This window comes from uncultured Aquimonas sp. (assembly GCF_937888285.1).
Taxonomy (GTDB): domain Bacteria; phylum Pseudomonadota; class Gammaproteobacteria; order Xanthomonadales; family Xanthomonadaceae; genus Aquimonas.
On sequence record NZ_CALART010000014.1, the window covers coordinates 1 to 24,469 of the forward strand.

The following is a 24,469-nucleotide window of genomic DNA, read 5'->3' on the forward strand; positions in this document are numbered from 1 at the left end:
AGGCGCGGATGCTGCTTCGACGCCTGACCACCTAATTTGTCAACACCCTCTCAGACATCCCAACACCCGCCCGTCCTTGGCGGGGGACGTTCCCGCCATCTGCTGTGGCTCGCGCTTGCAGCCGGGCTGGCTGGCTTGCCAGCCGCCGCCGAGCAAGCCGTAGACCTTCCCGACGGCTCGGACCGCGGCAAGGATGCCGATCGCACGATGCAGGCGGTTGAGGTCGTCGGCCGCATCTCAGAAGAGGTGTTTGCGGAGTCGACGTTCTCGGCGACCAAGACGGAGACCCACATCCTCGATGTTCCGCAGTCGATCAGCGTGGTCACCAAGGAGGTCATCCAGGACCAGGGCCTGGTACGGCTCAATGACGTCACCCCCTTCGTTGCCGGCGCCAACGAGTTCTCGGTCTACGACGACATCACCCTCCGCGGCTTCCGCAGTTCCGACGCGCGCCGCGTCAATGGCCTGCGCACCTACAACAACTTCTGGTCGCAGCCCGTAATCGCCCATCTGGAACGCGTCGAAGTGATCAAGGGGCCGGGTGCTGCCACCTTCGGCGACGCCAGCCCTGGCGGCGTCATCAACATGGTGACCAAGAAGCCGCTGGACCGGGTGCGCCGCGAGCTGAGCGTCGGCCTTGGCAGCTTCGACTACCGCTACGCCGCCGCCGACCTGACCGGCCCTCTCAACGACGCGGGCACCCTTCTTTATCGGCTGAATGCAGCGATCGAGGACTCCGAGTCCTTCCGCGAGCGGGTCTACTTCGACAACCGCATTCTCGCCCCCTCCTTCACCCTGCTGCCGCGCGAGGGCACGCGCCTCAACCTCGATGTGGTCTGGATCGATTCGGAGTCGGTGCTGGATCGGGGTCAGCCGGCGGTGCGCGGCGCCCAGGAACTCGGCACCGTGCCGATCGGGGTCAGCCTGACCCAACCCGGCGACATTCTCGACAGCGACAGCCTGTCGACCACGCTCAGCGTCGAGCAGGACCTCGGACCCGACTGGTCGCTGGTGGCGAGCCTGCAGGACTACCGCTACGACGAGCGTCTGGTCGAGCATCGCATTGATCGCTTTCTGTCCGACACCGAGATCAGCCTGCGCTACGGCGACCGCGACACCGAGGCCGAGGTACGCTCCGGCACCGTGTACCTGACCGGGATGTTCGAGACCGGCGCACTGATGCACCGCCTGGTGGCGGGCGTCGATCACGCCGACAGCGACACCTTCAGCCGCGACTTCTCGGCGCGCAACGTCGGCGTCTTCGACATCCTGAACCCGGCCTACATCGATCGCGACGTCACCAGTTATCCGCTCGCCGAGAGCTCGTCCAGTCCCTACGGCGGCACGCTTGCAACCACCGGCTACTACCTGCAGGACCAGATTAGCGTCGGCAGCTGGGAAGTGCTGGCCGGCCTGCGCTACGACCGCTTCTCACCGGAGACGTTGGACGGCGGAGCACGCTTTGACAACGAAGGCGGCAACGAACTCTCGCCGCGGCTGGGCGTGGTCTACAACCTGGATGACAACCGCAGCGTTTACGCGTCCTGGATCACCGGCTTCGAGCCGCCGGACGTGGGCATCAACTCGCCGACCTACGGCGGGCCGTTCGACCCGTCGGAGAGCGTGCTGCACGAAGTCGGCTACAAGCAGCTCGCATTCGAGGGCAGGCTTCTGTTCACCGCCTCGATCTACGAACTGACCAAGACGGACTCGATCGTCTACGCCAACAGTCCGGACAACCCGGATCTGTACGTGCAGCGCGGCGAGGAGCGTGCGCGCGGATTCGAACTGGAAGCCGCCGGGCAGATCGGCGATCGCTTCCAGCTGATAGCGAACTACGCCTTCAACGACGCCAAGATCACCGAAGACGCCGATCCCGCGATCGTCGGACAGGTCAAGGAAAACGCACCGCGGCACTCGGCCACCCTGTGGGGCCGCTACAGCCTCGGCCAGCGCTGGGGCCTGGGTGCCGGCGCGCAGCACGTCAGCGACCGCGAGAGCTTCGAGCGCACGCTGGTGCTGCCGGACTACACCGTGTTCGGCGCAGGCCTGTACTACAAGGCCGACAGCTGGCAGGCCAACCTGATGGTCAGAAACCTCACCGATCGCGTGCACTGGACCGGCGGCTACAACTACGGCCGCGTATTCCCGGGCGATCCTCGCAGCGTGACGCTGACCGTCAACTACCGCTTCTGATCGCGCAGAGGCTAAGGCCGACCGTGATGGGCACCCGCAGCTGGTTCCGCGTCCACAGCTTCACCGGCGTCATGACCGGCCTGCTGCTGTTCGTGGTCTGCTGGAGCGGCACTTTTGCCACCGTCTCCAACGAACTCGACTGGCTGGTGAATCCGGCGCTGCGGGTCACGCCCGACCAAGACACCGTCGGCTGGGATGCAATCGAAGCCGCAGCCAGGAATGCGGTGCCGGACGCGGAGCTCGGCGTGATTTCTGCGCCGCTGAACGCCCGCGCGGCCAGCGTGGTGCAGATGAACCAGCCCGATGGTGGGGTCAAACTGGTGGCGGTGGACCCCTACACCGGAGTCGTCACCGGCGTGATCGAGGGGCGCTACACGATCCAGCGCTTCTTCCGCAGCTTCCACATGAACCTGTTCATCCCTTGGGCAGGCAAGTACATCGTGACCCTGTTGGCGGCGACCATGCTGCTGTCCATGGTCGCCTCCCTGTTCGTCTACAAACGCTGGTGGACGCGCTTCTTCCGCTTCCGCCCCGGTCGGGGTCGCGCGTTCTGGTCCGAGCTGCACAAGACCGGCGGCCTGTGGAGCCTGTGGTTTGTTCTGGTGCTGGGCGTTACCGGGGTGTGGTACCTGTTCGAAGCCCTGCGCGGAGACATCGGCGACGGCATGCTCAACTACGCCGGGCCGGACTCCAGCTACTCGGTCAACGTGGTGCCGCCCGCCGGTTCGGACCCCTCGTTGCCGCGACGCTCACTCGATGCCCTGATCGCGGACGCGAAAGCGCGCTGGCCGGATTTCGAACCGACCCTGATCGGCCGTGACTGGTCCAGCGAAGAGGCGCTCTACATCGAGGGCCAGACCGTTTTCCCGCTGGTGCGCGGACGCGCCAACCAGTTGAACCTAGATCCGCGCACCGGCGAGGTACTGCTGGCTCACCGCGCCGATGAGCTGCCGGCCTACTGGATCTGGTCCAACATGGCCGATCCGCTGCATTTCGGCGATTTCGCGGGCCTCGCCAGCAAATTGATCTGGTTCGTGTTCGGGCTGCTGCTGTCGGGCCTGATATTCACCGGCACTCTGCTGCATGCGCGCCGGCTGAACGCCCAGCCTGGCGTCGCCGCCCGCCACCGCTGGCCCGGGATGCTCCCGGCCCTCGTGGTCTCGCTGCTGGTGTGTGCGGCAACGGTCCCTTTCGGCCTGTACGAAGCGCGCGAGTACTACGGCCCCACGGTCGCGGGCGTCCGCCAGTGGCCGACGCTGCTGCCCGGCGCCCAGGCGGTCATCGCAGCCTGGGTGCTGTCGACCCTGGCGCTGCTCGCGGTGTGGGTGCGGCTGCTCTGGCGCAGCGGCAGCGCTGCTGACCCACTGCTGCCCGGCGCACGCATGGATTCCAGCGCGGAAGCACGTGCCAGCATCGAACCGCGCGCGAGCCTGTGATCCACGCGTGCCATCCCGCTTTGGCATGATGCGCGGCGTGTTGTCCCGCCGCCTACAGGAGCCACCGTGACCCGCATCGCGCTCGCCTCGACCCTGCCCGCCCTCGATCTCGACGAGGATCTGCCGCCCTTGCGCGAGGCCCTGGACCGCGCCGGCATCGGCCACGAGACTCTGGTCTGGGACGACGTCACGGTGTCGTGGGCGCGCTTCGATGCGGTGCTGATCCGCTCGACCTGGGACTACACCCAGCGCCTGCCGGAGTTCCTTGCCTGGTGCGCCAAGGTCAGTGCGCAGACGCGGCTGATCAATCCGCTGGAAATCGTGCGCTGGAACACCGACAAGCGTTATCTCGGCGAGCTCGCGAAGAAGGGCCTGCCGGTCATCGAAAGCTTCTACATCGCGCCGGGCGAACGCGCAGACGGCTTTCCGGCCTGGCCGGAGTTCGTGGTCAAGCCGACCGTGGGTGCGGGCTCGCGCGACACCCAGCGCTATGTCGAATCCGAGCGCGGCCCCGCCGCGCAGCACGTCGAGCGCCTGCTGAATGCCGGGCGCCATGTGCTGGTGCAGCCCTATCTGGCCCAGGTCGACAGCGCCGGCGAAACCGCCCTGCTGTTCTTCGGCGGCAAGTTCTCGCACGCCATCCGCAAGGGCCCGCTGCTGAAGCGCGGCGAGGGCCCGACCCGCGCCCTGTTCGCCGCCGAGCACATCACCGCCCGCGAGCCCTCGGCGCAGGAGATGGCGACCGCTCGCCAGGTGCTGGCGGCGCTGCCGGTGCAGGGCCTGGCCTACGCCCGCGTCGACCTGCTGCCCTCGGCCAAGGGCCCGCAGCTGCTGGAGCTCGAACTCACCGAGCCCTCGCTGTTCTTCCACACCTCGGCCGATGCTGCGGACCGCTTCGTCGCCGCGCTCCGCGAGAAGCTGCGCGAGCGCGGCTGAGCCCGGCTCGGCGTCAGGCCGGGACGAGCCAGGGGCTCAGGGTCGTCCGGGGCAGGCTTGGCGCTTTTGGCGGGACAAGGCGAGCGTGGGGCTTATGGTGGGCCAGGGCCCACCCTATGCAGCTCCGCGGTCCATAGGGTGGGCCCTGGCCCACCATAGCCTCGACCCTCGCCGTCTGCGCCTTCGCCGCGCGAAGGGCAATCGCCCGCTACACGCCCGCCGCACGCCCACACCGCCATAGTCCAGTTCCGCGACTGGTATCGAGTAGGTATTCGAAACCCGCGCGGTTAGAATCGCGGAGTTTCGGCCGGCGCTCGCGCGGCCGCCCCTTCCACCCCCGTATAGGAACTGCAGTCCGATGAAGATCCTGGTCGGCTACAAGCGCGTCGTCGATTACAACGTGCGCATCCAGGTGAAGCCCGATGGCACCGGTGTGGTCACCGATGGCGTCAAGCTCTCGCCCAACCCCTTCGACGAGATCGCGCTGGAAGAAGCCCTGCGCCTGCGCGAGAAAGGCGTGGCCACGGAGGTGGTGGTCTCCACGATCGCCCCGGCCGACGCCCAGGCGCATCTGCGCAACGGCCTGGCCATGGGTGCCAACCGCGCCCTGCATGTGGTCAGCGACCAGCCGGTGTCGCCGCTGGAAGCCGCCAAGGTGTTCCTCAAGCTGATCGAGAAGGAGCAGCCGGACATCGTGCTGCTCGGCAAGCAGGCGATCGACGACGACGCCAACCAGACCGGCCAGATGCTGGCCACGCTGTGGGCGCGCCCGCAGGCCACCTTCGCCAGCGCGGTCGAAGTCGCCGACGGCGCCGCCACCGTCACCCGCGAAGTCGACGCCGGGCTGGAGGTGCTGAAGGTGCAGCTGCCGGCGGTGATCACCGTCGACCTGCGCCTGAACGAGCCGCGCTTCATCAAGCTGCCCGACATCATGAAGGCGAAAAGCAAGCCGCTGGAAACCCTGCAGATCGCCGACCTCGGCGTCGGCCTGGGCGGTGGCCTGAAGACGCTGAGCTACGCGCCGCCGGCCAAGCGCTCTAAGGGCGTGATGGTGAAGGACGTCGCCGAACTGGTTTCGGCGCTCAAGGCCAAGGGCCTGGCGTAAGCCGGCCGCACGGGAGAGATTCGAATGAGCAAGATCCTGATCGTGGCCGACCATCTGAACGGCCAGTTGAACGGTGCGGTGGCCCGCTGCGTGACTGCAGCGCGCGCGATAGCCGGCGCCGAGATCCACATCGCGGTGCTGGCGGCCGATCCGGCCGCGCTGGCCTCGCAGGCCGCCGCCATCGAAGGCGTGGCCAAGGTGCTGACGGTGGCCAACCCCGCCTTCTCGCACCTGATCGCCCAGCAGGCAGCGCCGGTGATTGCGAAGCTCGCGACCGGCTACAGCCATGTGTTCGGCCCCAGCAGCAGCTTCGGCAAGGACGTGATGCCGGCCGTTGCCGCCCTGCTGGATGCGCCGCAGGTCTCCGATCTGATGACAGTCGAGGGCAGCCACCGCTTCACCCGCCCGATCTACGCCGGCAACGCCATCATCACCGTCGAGGCGCCGGCCGATAAGCCCGTCGTCGCCACCGTGCGTGCAGCCTCCTGGCCGGCTACCGGCGCCGGCGGCAGCGCTGCGGTCGAAGCGGTCAGCGTCGATGTCGCCCTGCCCAGCCACACCCGCTTCGTCGAACTGAAGCAGGGCAGCAGCGATCGCCCCGACCTGCAGGCTGCGTCGAAGGTGGTCTCCGGCGGTCGCGCGCTGGGTTCGGCCGAGAACTTCGCGATCATCTACAGCCTGGCCGACAAGATCGGCGCGGCGGTGGGTGCTTCGCGCGCGGCGGTCGACGCGGGCTACGTGCCGAACGAGCTGCAGGTCGGCCAGACCGGCAAGATCATCGCGCCGGAGCTGTACATCGCCTGCGGCATCTCCGGCGCGATCCAGCACCTCACCGGCATCAAGGACGCCGGCACCATCGTCGCCATCAACAAGGACGCCGAGGCGCCGATCTTCGAGGTCGCCGATTTCGGCCTGGTCGGCGATCTGTTCCAGATCGTGCCGGAGCTTGAGAAGGCCCTGTAAGCCTCGCGCCACCTTCCTTGGTCCTTGTGAACGGCGGCCTTTCTGGCCGCCGTTCGCGTTTGTCGATATCGCTCGCGGCGCGAGCGCTGGGGTTGGCGCGGTCGCGTCTGGCACACTCCCCGACCCGGCCGCGCGATGCGGTGCTTTCGACGAAGACTCTCCATGCTGCTGCGCGCGTCCCAACTGTTCCTGCTGTTTGCCCTGGGCCTAGCCGCCACCCTCGTCCGCGCCCAGACCGAAGAGGCGCTGGCGGTAAACGCCATCCTCGACCTCGCCGCTGACGGCAGCGTCGAAAAGGTCGAGATCCACGACGCCGGCCTGCTGTTGCCCTATGTGCGCGAGGGCGTTGCCAACAGCGTGCAGCGCATGCGCTTCGAGCCGGTGGTGATCGACGGCCAGCCGCGACGCGTGCGCACCTCGGCCCTGTTCCGCATCGGCTTCGAAGGCTCGGGCGAGGCCCGCAAGCTGCTGGTCACCACGGTGATGCTGGGCCAGCCGATCGCCACGGTTGCGCCCTTCCTGCCCTTCCCAGAGGCACCGATGCAGCGCGGCCACGGCGCCCTGCTCTGGCTGCGGGTCGAAGTGGATGCGCAGGGCAAGGTGCTCGGTTCGGAGCCATTGGCGGTGGTCCTGAGCGCCCTGCCGCGTGCCAGCGGCGATGACCGTGAGCGCGAGGCTTCGATCCAGGACTATCTGCAGCGGGCGCAGGACAGCGTGCGCGGCTGGACCGTCCTGATGGCCGAGGCCGACGCGGAGGGCCGCCAGTACGCCGTGGTCACCTTCGACTACGCGATGCAGGAGGAAGGTGGCGCGGCCCGCGAGTTCCCGGCCAAGACCTTCCCGGCGCTTGAGCGCAGCGGCATCCGCATCGAGGCCCTGCGCGAGCGGACCCGCGCACTGCCGCCGGGCACCCTGATGCAGGTGTCGATGCTGCGCTGAACCCTCGCACGGCTTCGGCGGCTTGCGCGGCCAGGGTGCGGCTGGGTGTGCGCCATCACCCTGTCAGATCTGACAGGTTCAAGCGGCCGCCTCGCTGTTGGAAGCTTGCCGGGCTGTGCGCAGCGCCAGCCGCGCCATCTCCACGGCCAACGTCACGCCCCTGGCACGACGACGTCCTCGAAGCGCCCTGCTGGCTGAACCGGCCAGCGGGGCGCTCGCCGGGGTCGATCCCCTTCCCTTCCGCGACTGAACGTTCTGAAGAGACTGCGACCATGAAACCACTTGCCCTCCTACTTGCCGCCGCCCTGGCTTCACCGCTGCTGACCGCTCCGCCCGCCCATGCGGAGGCTGCAGCCGTGACGGGACAGGCCGAGATCATCGAATCCATCCACCTCGCCGGCATCATCGAGGTCGACGCCAGCGGCCGCGTGGAACAGGTCACCCTGCGGCGCAACCAGCTCCTGCCGAAGATCGAGCAGAACGTGCTGGACGTGATGCGCGGCTGGACCTTCGAGCCCCATCTGGTGGACGGCACGGCGCGCCGGATCCGCACCTCGGTGTTCGTGCGGGTCGACCACCTCAAGTCGGAAGCCGGCTACCAGCTGGTGCTGGGCAAGGTCGAATTCGGCCATCCCCTGGCCCAGCAGCTCACCCCACCACGCTACCCGGCCGGCTCGCTCAGGAACCGGATCGCCGCGGAAGTGCTGCTGCGAGTGACGCTGGACGACAGCGGTGGCGTCGCTCTGGTCGAGCCGGTCACCGCGCGCGTCCTCAACCAAGAGGTCCTCAACGAAAAGCGCCACCGTCGCCTGGTCGAGCCCTTCGCGCGCGCCTCGGTCGAGGCGGTGCAGAGCTGGCGCTTCGACTTCGTCGGCCCGCGCGCGGACGGAGAACCGCACCGGATGCTGGTGCCCATGACCTTCACCATCGACGGCATGTACGCCGGCACCGGCGGGCGGCGCCCGCAGAGCCAGCCGGTGCTGTTCGAACTGTCCACGCCCCTGGGGCAGTCCCTCGATGCGCTGGCGCGGGAAGTCGAAGGCCACAGCGGCGGCGTATCGATCTCGCCCGAGCCCTCGCCGCTGAAGCTGCGCACCCAGGTTCAAGCCGACGTGACCCTGTGAGATACGCCCGATAGAGCATCGCGCTGGCGTCCGGGAGACCGTAAGGGGCGCGCACGCCGAGCGCGCTCAGCGCTGAATCCGGAAGCACAGAAGGGCGGCCACAGGCCGCCCTTCTATATGCCAGGCATCGTCTGCGCCGCCCCGTGCAGCCTGCGCCTCAGCGCGGCCCGGCGCGCTCCGCCTGCGCACGCAGCGCCGGATGCGCCTGCAGCAGCAGGTGGAAAATCACGTTCTGCTCCAGCACCCCGCGCACGGTTTCCGCGCCCGGGCCGAGTGCATAAACGCCGACATCCTCGCCGCCGTGGGTCTCGCTCTTCAGCGCCCACAGGCTGGGCTGCAGGAAGTCTGGATGGGTGGTGTCGACGTTCTCAAGATCCGCTCGCACATCGCCCGCTTCGAAGCGGTTGGGCTCGTGCGGATGACGCTTGACCCCGGCCGGCTGCAGATCGCTTTCGCCCGCATAGCCGGGGCCGTTGATGTAGCCGAGCGTGGTGAACACCCGCCCGGTCAGGTCGCGCTTCAGCGCGACATCGCCGGTGCCGGTGCGATCGCTGACCTTGCCCAGAATCGGATTGCCGCGGTGGCTGTAGCCGGAGAAGCTCAGCACGTGGCTGTGGTCGGCGGTGACGAGGATCAGGGTGTCGTCGACCGAGGTCGCCGCTTGCGCCGCCGCCACGGCCTCGGACAGGGCGATGGTGTCGGTCAGCGCGCGATAGGCGTTGCCGGCATGGTGGGCGTGATCGATGCGCCCCCCCTCGACGACCAGCAGGAAGCCCGCCTCGCTGCGCCGCAGGCGGGTAATGGCCGCTGACACCATCTCGGCAAGGCTGGGCTCGCCAGCGGGATCGCCGACGCGATCGTGTTCGTACTGCATGTGGCCGGGCTGGAACAGGGCGAACACCCGGTCGACGGCGGCAAAGTCGATCGCATCGAAGCCGGCGCGATTCCACGCGTAGACGCCCTCGGGATGGCGCGCGCCCCACTCCGCAATCAGATCGCGGCCGTCCTCTCGCAGGCCGTGCAGCTCGGGGAACTCCGGGTCCGCCTGGGCGGTGCCCATGAACATCTGCCGGCCGCCGCCCATCACCACCTCGATGCCGTCGCCGTGATCGAACTCGACCAGCTGGCGCGCGATATCGGGACAGGCGGCCCGGTCGGCCACCGGCACCAGCGCATCAGCCTCCCAGTCGCGGTGAGGGCTGTGCGCAAAGGTCGCCGCCGGCGTGGCGTGGGTGATGCGGGTGGTGGTGACCACCCCGGTCGCCAGCCCCGCGGCTTCCGCAAGCTGCAGCAGGCTGGGCAAGGCGGCGCCCTGCGCCGAGGCGCAGTCGCCATAGCGCGCAGTGCCATCCAGCCCGATCACGCCAGCGCGGGTTTTGACGCCGCTCATCATCGCGCTCATGGTGCCGGCCGAGTCCGGCGTCTGCAGGTCGGTGTTGTACGTCTTGCTGTAGCCGGTGTGCGGAAAGCTCTCGAAGCTCAGCAGAGTTTCCTCGCCGCTCCGGCCACGCTGCTGCCCTTCCAGGATGCGTGCGGCGGCGACCGTGGTCGGCCCCATGCCGTCGCCGACGAACAGGATCAGATTGCGCGCGCCGGCCCGGCCCGCACCGCGCTCAACGGCTGCATGGGCGCCGGCCTTGAACCAGGCGCGCGGCGATTCGTCGTGCGCTTGCGCGCGCAGTACGGGCTCCGGCGCGGACAGCGCGGGCGGTGTCGGCAGCTGCGCGCAGCCCCCCAGGGAAACCGCAAGCGCGATGAGGGCGAGGCCGGCAGGTCCGGTCGAAGCGGGCATCGACCCGGTGGGCGGTGAGCGGAACATGCGGGAGATCCAGACAGGACGGTCAGCCGCGGAGTCTAGCGTCCATCGCGCAGCGCTCGGCCTTGAGCGCCACCGCAGATGTCGTGAGGAGCCACACAGGCGGCGCGGAAAAGCGTGAAAATCGGCCAATGTCGCCGAGCGTGCGGCCAAATGTTCCCGAATGGTCCCAAATTCGGATCGACAAACCGCCAACAAGCGCGCAAGTCTGGGCACCCCATCCGCCGCACAGCCCACGAGGTGTCCCATGCGCGTCTTCGTCATCAGCCTGATCACTGCCGGCAGCTTCATGATGCTCTCCGCCGACACCCGCGGCATTGATTTGCCCTCCGCCGAGTGGTGCAGCGCGGGCACCCTGGTGCCGGTGGCCGAGTTCCATCTGTTGCCCGCAGCCTTCCAGGGCCTGCGCCCGGACAGCAAGCCGGCCAGCGAGCGCGATGGCCTGGATTTCAAGATGGTCGGCCAGTTCGACGACGACTATCCGACCGACCCGCGCGACGAGGAAGAGGAAATCGAAGGCCGCATCCCGACGCTGCTGCCGCAGGGCACGCAAATGAAAATGGTCGGCCAATTCGACGACGACTACCCCACCGATCCGAGGGAAGAAGAAGAAGAGGAGGTGGGAGAGAACGGCCGCTCCAGCCTGCCCGCCGGCGCCGTGCTGAAGATGGTCGGCCAGTTCGATGACGACTACCCCACCGACCCGCGCGAAGAAGAGGAAGAAGAGATCCGCACGGCCAATGCGGTGGCCAGCCTGCACTGCTCGCAGTTCAGCCTCGCCGCCTCGGGCAAGGGCGACGCTGGCCAGGTGATCGCGGTGGCCGAGTGGCCGCAGGCGCTGATCGCCGCCGACAGCGGCCGCTACAGCCTGTCGCAGGGCGTGGCGGGGGTCTGCCTGCGCTGCGAATGAGGAGCGCGCCGCGCGACGACACCAACACGAAGCTCTGCGCGTGCGAGCCCGGCCCTGCCGGGCTCGCTGCGTTGCGGGAGATCACCTCCGCAAGGTCGCTGAGACAGGCTTGCAGATCAGGAAGGGGCCGACGACGGGTGGCCCGGCCGATGCGCAGGCCCACACGACCTGCCGCTGCAGGCGACTGGTCGAGGCGGTGCGGCGGACCGCGCCCGCCAAGCGCCTGCGGCTGTGGAGTAGGCGCGAAGTTGGCATCCGCCGGCAGCACGGCCGATTCGCGGCCCACGGGCGCGACGAGTCCGGACTGAGTGCATGCGGGAACCGTCCGCCGCCAAGGGCACCTCTGGACGCCATTGGCGGCACTGCGCTACGCGAACTCTGCAATCACTGGCTCGCCAAACTCCCTTGAGTTCAAGTGCCGCGCCTTTCCGGGAACGCCCAGAGCCGCCCCTGCGACAACGTCAGGGTTCGCACAGGCTCTGGGCTCGACAGCGAGGCCACGACCGCGCGCCCTCAGGGGCGCTTGCGCGTTGCCCCCAGCACAGCCTCGATCAGCACCTCCATCTGCTGGCGCTGATCTGCTGTGAGCTCCAGCTCCGCCAGCACGAAGTAAGCGGTACGCAGCACCTCGCGCCAGCGCGGCTTCTCGGGCAGCGTGTCGAGGCTGAGGTAACGATCCATGGCGCGCACGCGCAGTCGGCCCTCGTCGATCGTGATGCGCCAGACCCCACTGCGCTCGGCCAGATCGATCCGCGTCTTGCGGGTCAGGCGCTCCCACAGATCCAGACTCAGCTGCATCAGGGAGACCAGCAGACCGCGGAAGCGCTGCTGCGGATCCAGTGCCTCCGGCAGCGGCGCCGCAACCGGCAGGTCTTCCGCGTAGGCGACGGCCGCGGGCGGGGCCTCGGCTGCGCTGGCGGGCACTGGCCGCGGCTGCAGCACCAGCACGCCAAGCTCTTCCTCCAGCGCCAGTCGCTGCAGGCTGAAGCCGAGCCCTGCCAGGCTGCCCGCCGCCTCGCCGTCGATCGGCAGTTCGACCTGTTCGTCGTCGGCCAGTGAGGCCTGCTCCACCTGCGCCTGCAGGATCGCCGCAGCCTCCTCGCCGATGATGCTGGCCAACCCTGCGCCGCGCAGGGCTTCGGCGCTGACACCCAGGAGTTCGGCCGCGGCACGGGTGACCGCGCGGATCTGTCCACCGGCGTCAAAGACCAGGGCCGGGCTGCGCTCCCGGTCCAGCAGCCACTCCAGCGAGCGCAAATCGGCGCGCAGCGCATCGGCCGCACGCCGCGCTTCGGCGATGCGCCGCTCCAGCTGCTGGCGCTCCTCGCGAGCCTGCAGACGCTGCAGATACAGCCTGCGCTGGAAAAACAGCACCAGACCGGCCACCACCAGCAGGGCGCCGGCGCCCAGCACCAGGGTCTGGGCGCGACGGCGCGCGATCTCGGAGGTCTGCAGCGCGTTGGCGCGCTGCAGTCGATCACGCTCGGCTTCAGCCAGAGTCAGATCGAGCCGCACGCGCAGCGCGTCGAGGCGTTGGCTGTGTCGGGCCTGGTCGAGCTGACGCTGAACCTGGAGGTGCTGCCGAAGGTGTTGGAGGGCGTCTGCAGGGCGCCCGAGCCGCTCGGCGAGATCGGCGAGCAGCTGATGCGCCTGCGGCGCCAGTGCCGGCTCGATGTCGGCATCCTGGGCCAGTACGCGCTCCAGCTCGGCATAGGCGCGCTGCAGGGTCGCTGGGGTGTCGGCGAGCCGCGCCTCGATGACCTCGGCCGCCAGCAGTTCACCGCGACCGAGCTGGGCCGCTGCCTCGCGCGCGCGCGCCAGCCACAGCGGCGCCTGCTGCGGGGCGTGCTCGGCCTCGATGCGCGCGCGCCGCAGCGCCAGCCGCATGCGTTCCCGCGAGGCATTGGAACTCTCGTACAGCGACCAAGCCTCGTCGAGGCTGGCGCGGGCCACTTCGAGATCACCGCTGGCAGCTTCCAGCAGGGCCAGCTCCTCCAGCGCCCCGCCGATCAGCAGCTGCGATCCACTTGCCCGATGCAGGGCCAGTGCGCGCTCGAGCATGTCGATCGCGCGCCTGGAATCCCCCAGCTCGGCATACAGGCCGCCGATGTTCGCGAGGGTGCTGGCGATGTCGCGGTCGCCGCGCTCCTGCTTGGCCGCGAGGCTGGCCTGCAGGTGACCCAGTGCGGCGCTGTAGTCGCCCATCTGCCAGTAGGCCACGCCGACGTCGTTCTCGCTGATTGCGATCGCGCCGGTATCGCGCACCGAACGCGCGATCGCCAGCGCCTCGAGGAAGCGACCCAGTGCGGCGGCGGGTGCGCCCTGCGCATAGGCCAGCTGACCGCGCCGACGGGCGATCCGGTGCGAAGCGAGCGGATCCTCGACCTGACCCAGCATCAGCGAGGCGCGATCGAGCGCAGCCTCGGCGCGCTCGACCTCGCCGCCCTGGAGGCCGAGCTGGGCGACGTGCATCAGGGCTTCGAACGCAGCGTCGTACGCGCCCTGGTCGCGCAGGCGATCCGCTGCGGAATCGCAAACCGCAAGCGCATCCCGCGGGCGCTCCTGGCGCAGCTCGCGGCACTGTTCCAGCACGGGGTCCGCTGGCGCAGCCGCCGGCTGCGCCGCGACCGGCGCGCAGGCTGCGATCGCACAGAGCAGATGGATTGCGGCGGCCCAGCCCACACGGAGCCGCACCTCGCCAGGAACCGCTGAGCGCACTACGCTTCCTCCCCGTACCGTTCCATCGGACGCGGAACTTTCTCACATCGGCCCGTCCGCAGGCTGCCGTCAATCGTGAGCAAGCTTCACAACGCGAACTGAGCAAGGACCATGCCTGAGCTGATGACACCCCGACTGCGATTGCGCCCGCCGGAAGCCTCGGACTTCGACGCCTGGGCCGCCCTGATGGCGGATCCGGAGTCCGCCCGCTACATCGGTGGCGTACAGCCTCGCGCTGCCGCCTGGCGCGGCTTCCTGTGCATGGTGGGCGCCTGGAAGATCCAGGGCTTCGGCATGTTCTCGGTGATCGAACGCCGCACCGGGCAGTGGCTCGGGCGCATCGGCCCCTGGCAGCCTGAAGGCTGGCCGGGCACCGAAGTCGGCTGGGGCCTGCTCACCGAGCATCAGGGCCGGGGCTATGCGCGGGAGGCGGCCTTGGCCTGCATCGACTGGGCCTTCGACACGCTGGGCTGGCATGAGGTCATCCACTGCATCGACCCCGCCAACCTTCCCTCGCAGCGTCTTGCGGAGCGCCTTGGCGCGTGCAACAGCGGTGCGGGGCGCCTGCCGCCCCCGTTCGAGGACGCACCGATCGAGATCTGGCGGCAGACGCGCGCGCAATGGCGGGCGCGGCCGCGGGATTGACGCCGCTCAAGGCCGCCGTCGCACGCGAGGCTCAGGCTGCGCTCTCGACTTCATCGCCGCGGGGAGTTCCGTCATGCGCACACGCATCCTTGTCCTGCAGGGCCATCCCGACCCCGCGCCCGAGCGCTTCGGCCGCGCGCTGAGTGAGGCCTACGCCGAAGCCGCAGAGGCCGCTGGGCACGAAGTCCGACGCTTCGATCTCGGCGCGGTGGAGGTGCCGCTGCTGCGCCGCTCCAGCGACTGGGAACAGGACGAAGTGACGTCCGCGCTGAAGCCACTGCAGACCGACCTGCTGTGGTGCCAGCACCTGCTGTTCTGCTATCCGATGTGGCTGGGCGACCTGCCCGCGCACACCAAGGCCGCGCTGGAGCAGGTGCTGCGCCCCGGCCTCACCGCGCCGGGCGGCGACCGCGGCCCGCTGCAGGCCAAGCCGCTGCAGGGCCGCAGCGCGCATGTGGTGGTGACCATGGGCATGCCCGGCTTCGTCTACCGCTGGTTCTACCGCGCCCACAGCCTGAAGAGCCTGGAGCGCAACGTGCTGCGTTTCGTGGGCTTCGGGCCGGTGCGCCACAGCCTGATCGGCCTGGTCGCCCAGCCCTCGCCGAAACTGCACGCGCGCTGGATCGAGCGCATGCGCCGCGCCGGCGCCGCCGCACGCTGAGCCGCCGCGCGGACGGGGTCACGCTTTGCGCCGGTATTGCGGTGCTGGTTCGCCCCTTCCTGGCGCACTTGCTACGCTTCGCGTCCTCGCGTGCGCCCGAGCGCGCGCAAACTCTGGAAACACCCATGAAAATCGTTGTTCTTGGCGGCACCGGCTTTGTCGGCAGCCACCTCATCGCCCGTCTTTCGGCCCTTGGCCACGACATCGACGTGCTCAGCCGCAACCCGGCGGCCAAGCCCGCCCTGGGCGTGCTGCCGCGGGTGCGCCTGCGCGCCGTCGATCCCTATGATGGCAAGGCCCTGGCCGAAGCCCTGCGCGGCGCCGATGCGGTGATCAACCTGGTCGGCATCCTCAACGAGGCGGGCTTTGGCGGCAGCGGCTTCCGCCGGGCCCACGTGGTGCTGACGCAGACCGTGATCGAAGCCTGCAAGGCCGCCGGCGTGCGCCGCCTGCTGCAGATGAGCGCGCTCAACGCCGGCCGCGGCGAGAGCCACTACCTCAAGACCCGCGGCGAAGCCGAAGCCGCGGTCAAGGCCTCGGGCCTCGACTGGACGATCTACCAGCCCTCGGTGATCTTCGGCCCTGGCGACGGCCTGTTCAGCCGCTTCAAGTTCCTGCTGTCATTTTCGCCGGTGCTGCCGCTGGCGCGTGCAGGCGCCAAGTTCGCGCCGGTCTATGTCGGCGACGTCGTGGCGGCCATGGTCAAGACCCTCGACGACACCGCGGCCTACAGCCAGACCTATGAGCTGTACGGCCCGGAGACCCTGACCCTCGCCGAGATCGTGCGCTACACCGCCCGCGGCATGCAGCTGAAGCGGCTGGTGATCCCGCTGCCCGACGTGCTCGGCCGCCTGCAGGCGCTGGCCATGGACTTCGTACCGGGTAAGCCCTTCTCCACCGACAACTTCCTGTCGCTGAAGATCGATTCGGTCGGCGGCATCGACGGCCTGTACCGGCTCAAGATCGACAAGACACCGATCGAAGCGGTGATCCCGCAGATCCTGTTTCCGCTGGGCAAGCAGGCGCGGCTGGATCGCTATCGGGGGGCGTCGGGGAGGCCTTGACGGCCGGGATTGGGGAGCGAAGAGGCGCGCTTGCGGACCATTGGTCCGCGCGCCGATGAGCGCCCGAGCGCTGCGCGCGAGGGCACGGGATTCGGAATTGGTCCGACGGTCGATACTCGGACGCAAGTGTCGTGTCAGCGAATCAGCCGACCGCCGCCACACACATGTGCGCAGGTTGCGCGGAGGCTTGAGTCTCGGCGGCTTCGAATCCCGAATCCCCACTCCCGAATCCCGGCTCTCAAAGCACCGCTTTGAGAGCCGCCGCGAAATGCCCGATGTTGGCGGCCGACAGCCCCGCGATGTTCATGCGGCTGCTGCCGACCATGTAGATCGCGTGTTCGATCTTGAGGCGCTCGACCTGCTCGGGCGTGATGCCGAGGAAGCTGAACATGCCGCGCTGGCGTTCGATGAAGCTGAAGTCGCGTTCGACGCCCGCCTCGCGCAGGGCCTGCACCATCGCGCTGCGGTAGTGGTTGATGCGACCGCGCATGGCGGCGAGTTCGTCCACCCACTGCGCGCGCAGCTCGGCGTCCTCAAGGATCTCGCGCACCAGGATCGCGCCGTGCGCCGGCGGCATCGAGTAGACGTTGCGGATCGCCGACAGCAGCTGCGAGAACGTCGCCTGCGTCTGCTGCGCGCTGTGGCCGATCACGCTGACCGCACCGATGCGCTCGCGGTAGAGGCCGAAGTTCTTCGAGCAGGAGGTGGCCAGGATGAGTTCGGGCAGGCGCTGCGCCAAGAGGCGCGGGCCGAAGGCATCGGCGTCGAGCTCGGTGCTGAAGCCCTGGTAGGCCATGTCGACGAAGCACAGGAAGCCCTGCTTCCCGGCCAGCTCGGCGACCGCCTGCCAGTGCTGCGCTTCGAGATCGACGCCGCTGGGATTGTGGCAGCAGGCGTGCAGCAGCACGACGTCACCGGCAGGCACCTCCGCCAGCGCCGCCAGCATCGCCTCGCCGCGCAGCGACTGCGTCGCCGGGTCGTAGTAGGGGTACTCGCGCACCTTCAGGCCGGCCGCCTTGAACACCGAGGGGTGGTTGCCCCAGGTCGGATCGCTGACCCACACGGTGGCTTCGGGCCGCGCGCGCTTGATCAGCTCCGCCGCCACGCGCAGCGCGCCCGTACCGCCCGGCGTGTGCGCGGTCGCCACGCGGCCCTCGGCCAGCGCCGGCACGTCGCCGAGCGCGAGCTTTTCCAGCGCGGCGTTGAAGCCCGGATCACCGGCCATGCCGATATAGGTCTTGCTGTCCTCGCGCTCGGTGCGACGCACTTCGGCGCGCTTGACGCAGGCCAGCACTGGCGTGTGCCCGGCTTCGTCCTTGTAGACGCCGACGCCGAGATCGATCTTGTGCGGCCGCGGATCGGCGCGGAACGCGGCCATCAGGCCCAGGATGGGATCGGCGGGGGCGGGCTGCAGCTCGAAGAACATCGCGAAGGCTCCGGGGAATTCAGGCCCGGAAGGATAGGCGCTCGCTGCCATCAGGACCAATGCGGGAGGCGCATATCGAGGCGTGCAGCACACGCCGGCGTATGCGCGGCGTTCGCACCGGACGCTTGAAGCACGTGCGGCGCCCAGGCGTGCGCAACTCATCGGGCCGCGCTGCGTTTGCCGCCAGCGACTGAAGCCGCGCCGGGCCCTGCGGCCCTTGGCGACGGCGCGACGAAGCCGGAGCGCCTTCGCCTCAGCCCCGTCCGAACAGACTCCGCAAGGCCGCACGCAGGCGCGACCACAGGCCCGGCTTGGCGCTCGCTTCCGCGGCACGCGTCGTCGCGCCCGCATCGCCCGCATCGAAGGCCAGCTCGACATTGCCGAGGCGGATCTTGTCGGTGGTCTTGAGGTAGGCGCTCAGCACCTTGCGGCCGTTGACGAAGGTGCCATTGACCGACATCAGGTTGACCACCTTCCAGCGCCCGTCCTCGCAGACCATCTGCGCATGGCGGCCGGACACGCTCTCGTCGACGATGCGGATGTCCGAGGCCGCCTCGCGGCCGATCTCCCACTTGCTCTTGCCTGCGCTCACGACCAGGTCGAAGACCTGCCCGGCGATCCGCTGGTTCAGGCCGATCAGCCGCGGATGGCGATTGCGGCTGTGCGCACGCGCGGCCTCGATCAGGCCCTCGGTGTCGCCCGACTTCTGGCTGATCTGGCGCAGCAGGATCGGCAGCGCCTGGGTGTGCGACGAGGCTTCCAGATGGTCCGACTCGGCCCAGCTCAGCGGCAGACCCTCCATGGGCGCAGCCGGCGCGGCAGCGCGCGGGCGCGCGGGCTCGGGCGTGCGCGCAGGCTCGGCATTCGCGGGCGCAGCGCGGCGCTCAGGCCGGGTCGTCAGCTCAGGCAGCGGCGCCACGGGCGCCTGCGGCGGGCGCTCCAGCGTGGCCTCCTCCCCGTCCGCCGGCTGCAGCACGCGCGCGCCCAGCATGGTGCGGTCGCGATCTTCCGGCGTGTGCACCACCGCGGAGGCAGCCAGCACCTGGTAGGCGACATCATCGAAGCAAACGATGTCCGAGGGCTTGAGCCGCGCGGCCGAGCTGACGCGCTCACCGTTCACCGTCGTGCCATTGGTCGAGCCGAGGTCTTCCACCCAGGGCTGGCCGTCGACCACGTTGATGCGCGCATGCCGGCGCGACACCACGCCGAGCCGGATCACCAGATCGCAGTCATCGCCGCGGCCAACCACCATGCCGTGGAGGATCGGCGTTTCCGTGCCGTCGGCTTCGGAACGCAGCTTGTAGCCGCTGCTGTCAGCGCCCATGCGCCCTGCCCCAGTGTGGATGGATGGCCCGCATTCTGGATCGCGCGCGCCTCAAGCGCCAAGCGTCGCCGGATCAGCGCTCGGCGATGAGCTGCCGCGCCGAAGTCGCGAAGCGATCCGGACGGAAGCGGTGCTCGTCTTCCAGGCTGGCGAACAGCCGGTTCAACTGCGGCTTGAGAAGCTCGCCCTCGCCCAGCTCGATGCACAGGGTCTCGATCGCGTAGTAGGCCTGCTCGGCGGCGGCGAAGTCGCGGTAGGCGCCGGCGCCCGCGCGCCGCAGCAGGCTCGCGCGCAAGCTCAGCAGGTCTTCAGGCTTGAAGCTGCGCCCACGGATCGACGCAAGCACGTCGCCCATGCGCGTGTCCATGCGCACGGCGGCCTGGCGGAGGTCAGCGAGACTGCGCGCACTGGCGCGGTGCAGGGCGTTCAGCTCGCTGCGCAACGCGCTCGACTGCGCGGGATCGAAGACTTCGAGCGCAGCGATCAGCAGCAGCGCACTGCTGTCATTGACCCGCACCGCCCCCAGGCCCAGGCCCGCATGCACCGCGGTCTGCGCATTCCGGCGGTCGTCCATCGGGTGATGGCAGGCGTGGCAGTCGAACACGGCGAGTTCGGGGAACAGGCCGCCGCGGTGCACGCGCTCGCTGCGCAGCAGCGCGGTCTGCGCCTTCACCGCGTGGGCCAGGCCCTCGATCCACAGGCGGATCGGCGGCTGCGGGCTCTTGCGGCGCTCGTAGTCCTCGTCGAAGTCGAAGTGCGCCGGCTGGTTGGCGGTGAATGCGACCAGCTCGAAGGACAGGCGCGGATGCCCCGCCGCCATCATGTCGTGGCCAGCGAACTTCGCGCTGTTGCCGTAGTGGCAAGAGAGGCACAGCTCGGCGCGCTGGCCGACATCCGAGAGCGGATACAGGCCCTTGTCGAGGTTGTTGGCATGGGTGGCGCCCGCTTCGGCGTGCGAGGCGAGCCAGCTCTGTGCACCGCCATGGCAGGCCTCGCAGCCGACGCCATCGCTCAACTGGAACTTCTCCCCGCGCTGCGCCTCCGGCACGTTGTCGGCGTGGCAGTCGAGACAGACCTTGGCCTCGTGTGCCGGCCCGATGCCGAGCTTGCGCGCAATCGCCTGCGACTGCTCGTTCAACAGGGTCTGGTAGGCCCGCGCGTGGCGGTCCTCGCGCGACCAGATCCGGTATTCGTCGAGCCGCACGTTGGCGTTCGACTCCGGCGAGACGCGTCCGTGGCAGGCGCTGGAGGCACAGCTCGCGGGGCCCAGATGCTGATGGCTCGTCGGCAGCTCGGGCGACTGCGCGCGGGCTGAAGCGCCCAGCAGGAACAACCCGAATGCCGCGGCCCTACTCAGGCAGCTGATCGTGGACATACCAGGGTTCCCCGTTTTCGTTGAGGTAAAGGCGCTGCATCTCTTCGAGATTCAGCGGACGCGAGCCCAGACGCCCGAACACCGCGACCTGGCCGCCGGTTTCATCGACACCGCGATCGCGCTCGAGCGCGCGCGACAGGCTCAGTGCCGGTCGTCGGGTCGGATAGCGCGCGATCAGCTCCGGCTTGGGCGCCGGGCTGAAGCCGTAGAAGTTGGGCTGGCTGGCCGGCGAGGTCAGCTGCAGCACCTTGAGTCCTTCACCGCCGTCAGCCACGTAGGCGAACAGCGAGGCATTGGTGGTGGCGACCACAACGTCGCGCGCATCCGCGATGCCCTCGGCCGCGCCCAGACGCTGGTACTCGCGCATGGTCTCGGGCCGGCGGATATCGACCAGCACCAGGCCCTCACGGCCCGCCGCCACGTAGGCGTAGTCGCGCACCACGAACACCCGCTGGGCATCGGCCAGCGCAATCGTGTTGCCCGCGATCACCCGCGGCGCGGCCGGGTGCGTGATGTCGACCGCCTTCAGGCCTTCGTCGTCGAGCACGAACAGGTAGCGGAACTGCACGGCCGCGGCGCGCGCGCCAGCGAGCGGAATGAGCGCTTCCACCTTCGGCGCCAGCGGCGTATCGAGGTTGACCACGACGACGCCGCGCGGCGTGCTGATGTAGGCGCGGAAGCCGGCCATCTCGATGTGGCGCGCACCGGTGAGCGCGCCGTCCGGGTTCCAGCTCAGCGCGCGCTCGATCTGGTTGTTGCGCGGCTCGGCGTCGGCAAAGGTGTTGATGTTGACCAGGATCAGGCCTTCGACCGCATCGGTCACCAGCGCGTAGCTGTAGATCGGGTGGAAGGGCTGCTCCTGGTTGTCCACCCGCATCTGTTCGCCTTCGTTACGCTCGGGATGCACGGGCTGGGTGGTGACCAGGCTCAGGCAAGTCGCATTGGCCGTCTTGACGCGCGAGCTCTGGCCCAGCGGCGAGAAGGGCGCGCTGACGATGCGCTGGCTGTAGCCCTTGTTGGCGATGTTGGCGACATCAAAGACGCGCAGCCCTTCGTCGCCTGCGGCAGCAAACAGGTACTCGCCGCGCAGCTGCAGGCAGCCGACCTCGCCGGACCGGTGCCGATGCAGGGTGGTCAGCTCGCGTCCGCGCTCCTGATGCGCCTTGAACCAGTCGGGATAGGCGTAGCGGTGCAGGTAGCTGCCGATCACCGCCTGCGGTTCCTCCCATTCGGTGACTTGCACCGCGGCCACTTCGCCTTCGCCGCCGACGTAAGCGTTGAAGCCGACGAAGTCGATGAACTTGGTGCCGAGCATCAGCGTCTGCGCGAGGATCGCGTTGTTGTCGCGCTCCGCCGACAGATGGCAGTCGCTGCAGACGCGGGTCTCGGTCTTGCGCTCGGTGTGCGGGTAGTGCGGATTCATCGCCTGCGAGCTGTAGCCGCTGGCAGCGATCGGCGGCTGCTGCACGTAGATGCGCTCGCGGTTGGCATTGGTCGAGGACAGCACCAGGGCGGAGGAGCTGCGCACCGGCGCGATCTTGCCGCCCTTGGCCGGGCTGTGCCGGCCCAGCATGAAGACCTCGTCGCGCGCGACCTGCGGGTTGTAGGTCGCGTAGTTGCGCGTCGCCCCGCCCTCGTAGTGGTGGCGCTCGGTCTTCCAGTTGGCCTCGACCGGCAGATGGCAGCCGCCGCAGGTCGTCGTCCAGCTGGTGTGGCAGGCGTAGCACTCCATCTTCTCGGAGCTGTGCGCATAGTCGGCGGGCGCGACCTCGGGCCCGAAGGCCTGGGTCGCGGTGTCGGTCGACATCGTCTTGGCGCGCGCGGCTTTCGCGTTGTAGTGGGCATTGCCGGGGGTGACGCTGTCGCGCACCAGGCTCATCTCCCATTCGAGGTTCGGGTCCAGCATCGAGCGCTGGAAGAGTGTGTCGCCGACCCACTCGAAGCGGCGACGGCCGTCCGGCGTGCGCAGCAGGCGCAGGTCCTGGCCGCCGTTCAAGGCCGCCGGGTTCGAGGTGTAGAGGCTGGGATAGCTGTCGGCGTCGCCGTGGCAGTCCTTGCAGCCGACTTCGACCGCCATCGCCACTTCGCCGACGATGTGGCCATTGCCGTGGCCATCGCTGTTGAAGTGGCAGTCCACGCAGTGCATGCCGACGTCGACGTGGATGGACGATAAGTGCACGGCCTTCTTGAACTTCTCGGGGTCGTCGTTCGCGACCTGGGCGCCGTCGGCGTCCAGCAGGTTGCCCTCGCGGTCGCGCTTGAACACGCCGCGGAAGTTCCAGCCGTGGCCGTGGTAGTCGGCGAACTGGGTGTCGCTGAGCTGCGGGTTCAGGTCCCAGACCTTGGCGAGGAAGTCGATGTCGGCCCAGTTGCCGCGCGGCGCCGCGCCCTCGGGGTTGCGCTCCAGCACCTCGCGCATGCGTTCGGCATCCGGGTACTGCTGCTGCGCCGGCCACATGTGCGGGGCGTCGGACTCGTAGTCCCACATCGTGTAGCCGAGGAAGGTGTTCATGAACATGTTCGGCTGGTGCATGTGGCAGACCATGCACTGGCTGCTCGGAATCGCGCGGGTGAAGCCGTGGGTGATCGCGTGCCCCGAGCGGTCCTTCGGAATGGTCGGGTCGGCGCTCGCGCTCATGCCGGCATGGCCGTGCGCGGCGTACGGCCCCGAGTGGCGCGGGTCGCGGTCGTTGGCATAGACCACATGGCAGGACGCGCAGCCCGAATGCCGGTAGTCGCCGGGCTGGTCGTTGGTGCCGGCGAACCACATCATCGGGTCGTTGAGCCGCGTCTTGTGCATGTTCAGCACGGGAACGGAAATGCGCGCGCCGGTGCCGGGGCCGCGGTTGCTCTGGCGGATATCGGGGCGACCCGGTTCTTCGAGCCGCTGGATGTTGCCGGCGATGTTGGGCACGCCGGTTTCCGGGAACAGGCTGAGGATGTTGCGTCCACCGCGCTCGAACACGCGGAAGTTGTCGCCCGGCTTGATCGTTTCGAAGGCCGGCAGCGGCAGCAGCTCGGCGAGGATGCCGCGCGACTTCATCTCCGGCGTCGGCGGGATCGGCGCCAGCAGCTTTCCGGGCTGGCCGTCGGCGGTGTAGCTCTCGCCGAGGATCGACTGCTTGAGGGGCAGGATGCCGTTGTTGTAGGCCGCCGCCGACCAGAACATCGCGCCGGTCGCCATCAGGCTGCGCCGGGTCGCATCGATGACCTGCTGGTGGCAGGCACCGCAGGCGAACTCGTTGACGCGGTAGTCGGACGGGTTGATGAAGCGGATGAACTCGGCGCGCTCCTGATTGAGCAGGGTGTAGGTGCGTTCGGGCGTGGCGCTGCTCGGCCAGGCCTCCGGATAGCGGGGCAGCACGTGGGCCTGCTGCATCCAGCCCGTGTAGTCGGCGCTGCCGGGCGTGGTGCCTGCAGCGACACGCACGCCGGCGTCACCGCCGTGGCAGTCGACGCAGCCCAGCTGCACGGCCGGGTTGGCGTGCATGGTCGGCAGGTCGGTCTTGGTGTGGCAGTCGAGGCAGCCTTCGGACTTGGCACTCGCTTGCGCTGCGCTCTGCCCCGCCGGCGCGGGTGCCGCCATCGGATCGCTGCGCTCGACCGCTTCGTAGTTGCCGCCTGCAGCGAAGCTCAGGCCCGAGGCGAGCATCAACACCCACGCGAACAACGAACGCCCATTGGGTGGACCCTGGCCCACCATGAGCTCCGCCCTGCCCCGGTCCGGTTTCGCGCGAGCGCGGGAGGCGCAGATGACCGGGACGATGCCGAGGCCACGGTGGGCCAGGGCCCACCCTACGACATTCAGCCCCTCTCCCCAAGGGAGAGGGG

Annotated in this window: 17 protein-coding genes; 11 read left to right on the forward strand and 6 right to left on the reverse strand. The window is 69.1% G+C overall.

Translation table 11 applies throughout. From position 1 onward, the window contains the following. Positions 1-135 precede the first annotated feature (135 nt). From Q0654_RS04425 to Q0654_RS04455, 7 genes are all read left to right on the forward strand, one after another. Positions 136-2,196, forward strand: coding sequence for a TonB-dependent siderophore receptor (locus Q0654_RS04425; RefSeq protein ID WP_298850882.1), 2,061 nt, complete (start codon positions 136-138; stop codon positions 2,194-2,196). 26 nt (positions 2,197-2,222) lie between these two features. Beyond that, positions 2,223-3,632: a PepSY-associated TM helix domain-containing protein gene (locus tag Q0654_RS04430; protein ID WP_298850884.1), complete on the forward strand. Its 1,410-nt coding sequence runs from the start codon at positions 2,223-2,225 to the stop codon at positions 3,630-3,632. A 66-nt stretch (positions 3,633-3,698) separates the two neighbouring features. After that, positions 3,699-4,568 carry a hypothetical protein gene (locus tag Q0654_RS04435; protein ID WP_298850887.1) on the forward strand — a complete coding sequence of 290 codons (870 nt, stop codon included), beginning with the start codon at positions 3,699-3,701 and terminating at the stop codon, positions 4,566-4,568. Between the two features lie 358 nt (positions 4,569-4,926). Next, positions 4,927-5,673: an electron transfer flavoprotein subunit beta/FixA family protein gene (locus Q0654_RS04440; protein ID WP_298850889.1), complete on the forward strand. Its 747-nt coding sequence runs from the start codon at positions 4,927-4,929 to the stop codon at positions 5,671-5,673. Positions 5,674-5,697: 24 nt separating this feature from the next. Continuing rightward, positions 5,698-6,636, forward strand: coding sequence for an electron transfer flavoprotein subunit alpha/FixB family protein (locus Q0654_RS04445; protein WP_298850891.1), 939 nt, complete (start codon positions 5,698-5,700; stop codon positions 6,634-6,636). Positions 6,637-6,798: 162 nt separating this feature from the next. Continuing rightward, positions 6,799-7,575 (forward strand): hypothetical protein, encoded by a 777-nt coding sequence (locus tag Q0654_RS04450; protein ID WP_298850893.1) that lies wholly within the window; start codon positions 6,799-6,801, stop codon positions 7,573-7,575. 272 nt (positions 7,576-7,847) lie between these two features. Then, positions 7,848-8,699 carry a hypothetical protein gene (locus tag Q0654_RS04455; RefSeq protein WP_298850895.1) on the forward strand — a complete coding sequence of 284 codons (852 nt, stop codon included), beginning with the start codon at positions 7,848-7,850 and terminating at the stop codon, positions 8,697-8,699. Positions 8,700-8,856: 157 nt separating this feature from the next. Here Q0654_RS04455 and Q0654_RS04460 read toward each other — a convergent pair whose 3' ends face one another. Then, a complete protein-coding gene (locus tag Q0654_RS04460) occupies positions 8,857-10,518 on the reverse strand; it encodes an alkaline phosphatase (RefSeq protein WP_298850897.1) in 1,662 nt (553 codons plus the stop codon). 244 nt (positions 10,519-10,762) lie between these two features. On the opposite strand from Q0654_RS04460, the gene Q0654_RS04465 reads away from it, so the two are divergent. Further along, the gene (locus tag Q0654_RS04465; protein WP_298850899.1) at positions 10,763-11,425 is read left to right on the forward strand and encodes a hypothetical protein; all 663 of its coding nucleotides are present in this window, start codon (positions 10,763-10,765) and stop codon (positions 11,423-11,425) included. Between the two features lie 513 nt (positions 11,426-11,938). Here Q0654_RS04465 and Q0654_RS04470 read toward each other — a convergent pair. Next, complete coding sequence (locus tag Q0654_RS04470; protein WP_298850901.1) at positions 11,939-14,143, reverse strand: tetratricopeptide repeat protein; 2,205 nt, start codon at positions 14,141-14,143, stop codon at positions 11,939-11,941. 111 nt (positions 14,144-14,254) lie between these two features. On the opposite strand from Q0654_RS04470, the gene Q0654_RS04475 reads away from it, so the two are divergent. The 3 genes from Q0654_RS04475 (at position 14,255) to Q0654_RS04485 (ending at position 16,513) form a co-directional block, all read left to right on the forward strand. After that, positions 14,255-14,788: a GNAT family N-acetyltransferase gene (locus Q0654_RS04475; RefSeq protein ID WP_298850903.1), complete on the forward strand. Its 534-nt coding sequence runs from the start codon at positions 14,255-14,257 to the stop codon at positions 14,786-14,788. A 73-nt stretch (positions 14,789-14,861) separates the two neighbouring features. After that, positions 14,862-15,449, forward strand: coding sequence for an NAD(P)H-dependent oxidoreductase (locus tag Q0654_RS04480; protein ID WP_298850905.1), 588 nt, complete (start codon positions 14,862-14,864; stop codon positions 15,447-15,449). Between the two features lie 125 nt (positions 15,450-15,574). Further along, positions 15,575-16,513, forward strand: a complete 939-nt coding sequence (locus Q0654_RS04485; protein ID WP_298850907.1) for a complex I NDUFA9 subunit family protein — start codon at positions 15,575-15,577, stop codon at positions 16,511-16,513. Positions 16,514-16,751: 238 nt separating this feature from the next. Here Q0654_RS04485 and Q0654_RS04490 read toward each other — a convergent pair whose 3' ends face one another. The 4 genes from Q0654_RS04490 to Q0654_RS04505 all read right to left on the reverse strand — a co-directional run bounded on the left by Q0654_RS04490 (position 16,752) and on the right by Q0654_RS04505 (position 24,338). Continuing rightward, positions 16,752-17,939, reverse strand: a complete 1,188-nt coding sequence (locus tag Q0654_RS04490) for an amino acid aminotransferase (protein ID WP_298850909.1) — start codon at positions 17,937-17,939, stop codon at positions 16,752-16,754. 253 nt (positions 17,940-18,192) lie between these two features. Continuing rightward, positions 18,193-19,263, reverse strand: a complete 1,071-nt coding sequence (locus tag Q0654_RS04495) for an FHA domain-containing protein (protein ID WP_298850911.1) — start codon at positions 19,261-19,263, stop codon at positions 18,193-18,195. Positions 19,264-19,336: 73 nt separating this feature from the next. After that, on the reverse strand, positions 19,337-20,638 hold the full coding sequence (locus Q0654_RS04500) for a multiheme c-type cytochrome (protein WP_298850913.1): 1,302 nt from the start codon (positions 20,636-20,638) through the stop codon (positions 19,337-19,339). Then, positions 20,613-24,338: a hypothetical protein gene (locus Q0654_RS04505; protein ID WP_298850915.1), complete on the reverse strand. Its 3,726-nt coding sequence runs from the start codon at positions 24,336-24,338 to the stop codon at positions 20,613-20,615. The genes Q0654_RS04500 and Q0654_RS04505 overlap by 26 nt, the downstream gene beginning before the upstream one ends. Between the last annotated feature and the right edge of the window lie 131 nt (positions 24,339-24,469).

Bases quoted from the DNA above. Each gene is read 5' to 3' on its own strand.
- Q0654_RS04430 (WP_298850884.1), top strand. From the start codon at position 2,223: ATGGGCACCCGCAGCTGGTTCCGCGTCCACAGCTTCACCGGCGTCATG.
- Q0654_RS04440 (WP_298850889.1), top strand. From the start codon at position 4,927: ATGAAGATCCTGGTCGGCTACAAGCGCGTCGTCGATTACAACGTGCGC.
- Q0654_RS04445 (WP_298850891.1), top strand. From the start codon at position 5,698: ATGAGCAAGATCCTGATCGTGGCCGACCATCTGAACGGCCAGTTGAAC.
- Q0654_RS04450 (WP_298850893.1), top strand. From the start codon at position 6,799: ATGCTGCTGCGCGCGTCCCAACTGTTCCTGCTGTTTGCCCTGGGCCTA.
- Q0654_RS04455 (WP_298850895.1), top strand. From the start codon at position 7,848: ATGAAACCACTTGCCCTCCTACTTGCCGCCGCCCTGGCTTCACCGCTG.
- Q0654_RS04460 (WP_298850897.1), bottom strand. From the start codon at position 10,518: ATGTTCCGCTCACCGCCCACCGGGTCGATGCCCGCTTCGACCGGACCT.
- Q0654_RS04465 (WP_298850899.1), top strand. From the start codon at position 10,763: ATGCGCGTCTTCGTCATCAGCCTGATCACTGCCGGCAGCTTCATGATG.
- Q0654_RS04475 (WP_298850903.1), top strand. From the start codon at position 14,255: ATGCCTGAGCTGATGACACCCCGACTGCGATTGCGCCCGCCGGAAGCC.
- Q0654_RS04480 (WP_298850905.1), top strand. From the start codon at position 14,862: ATGCGCACACGCATCCTTGTCCTGCAGGGCCATCCCGACCCCGCGCCC.
- Q0654_RS04485 (WP_298850907.1), top strand. From the start codon at position 15,575: ATGAAAATCGTTGTTCTTGGCGGCACCGGCTTTGTCGGCAGCCACCTC.
- Q0654_RS04490 (WP_298850909.1), bottom strand. From the start codon at position 17,939: ATGTTCTTCGAGCTGCAGCCCGCCCCCGCCGATCCCATCCTGGGCCTG.
- Q0654_RS04495 (WP_298850911.1), bottom strand. From the start codon at position 19,263: ATGGGCGCTGACAGCAGCGGCTACAAGCTGCGTTCCGAAGCCGACGGC.
- Q0654_RS04500 (WP_298850913.1), bottom strand. From the start codon at position 20,638: ATGTCCACGATCAGCTGCCTGAGTAGGGCCGCGGCATTCGGGTTGTTC.